The organism is Lactobacillus sp. UMNPBX12 (assembly GCF_002553955.1).
GTDB classification, from domain to species: domain Bacteria; phylum Bacillota; class Bacilli; order Lactobacillales; family Lactobacillaceae; genus Lactobacillus; species Lactobacillus crispatus.
This window is the reverse complement of record NZ_PCYY01000068.1, coordinates 1-590: the sequence shown is the minus strand read 5'-3', so window position 1 is coordinate 590 and position 590 is coordinate 1. Positions and strand designations below refer to the sequence as shown.

The window sequence follows — 590 nt, the reverse complement described above, 5'->3', positions numbered from 1 at the left end:
TAATGAAGAAAAGATAACTCATGGCTGGCTAGCTGTGGGTATTACCATTATTATGGGTATTGACTTAGTATTAACAGTAATCAGTGTCGAGAGATTCCATACTACAACTAAGATGTGGGATGTGCATATTAACCACTTTATTGAGCGAGTTAGAACTAAAGTAGAAAGTCATATGCCTGAGAAAGGAAAATTGCGGGTTGGTGATTGGCACCACTCAGTGATGCAGCACTATGATGAATTACAACCGCAACGATTAAGCTGGAATCATAAGCGCTACTTGAAGAGCTTTCCAAAATTAAAAGTTACTGATGCTCCTAAGTTCATGGAAATTAAGAAAGAAGTCTTGAAGAAAGAAAGCTAACTAACATAACCTTATTTTGTGGGATTGAAAAAAGTCGGATGATCATATTAGGTCATCCGACTTTTTCTTATCCATTAATTCTATTTGGTTCACGTTTTTTACTTTTTATTTCGATGTAGTTATCTAAAACGTTGGCATAGCGTCCAAGGGTGAAAAGGTAATCAGATAATCGATTGATGTATTTTAATACGTCATCTGATAATTCCTGTTCATTTAAACTTAATTTGAC

1 protein-coding gene and 1 pseudogene are annotated in these 590 nt (G+C 34.9%); one reads left to right on the top strand and one right to left on the bottom strand.

Annotation, left to right across the window (positions count from 1 at the left end):
- A pseudogene (locus tag CP363_RS10505) lies at positions 1–361 on the top strand (hypothetical protein); the annotation flags it as partial.
- Between the two features lie 67 nt (positions 362–428).
- On the opposite strand, the gene CP363_RS10500 reads toward CP363_RS10505, so the two are convergent.
- Positions 429–590 (bottom strand): ATP:cob(I)alamin adenosyltransferase (locus tag CP363_RS10500; RefSeq protein ID WP_143468724.1); only part of this gene is annotated, 162 nt, incomplete at its 5' end.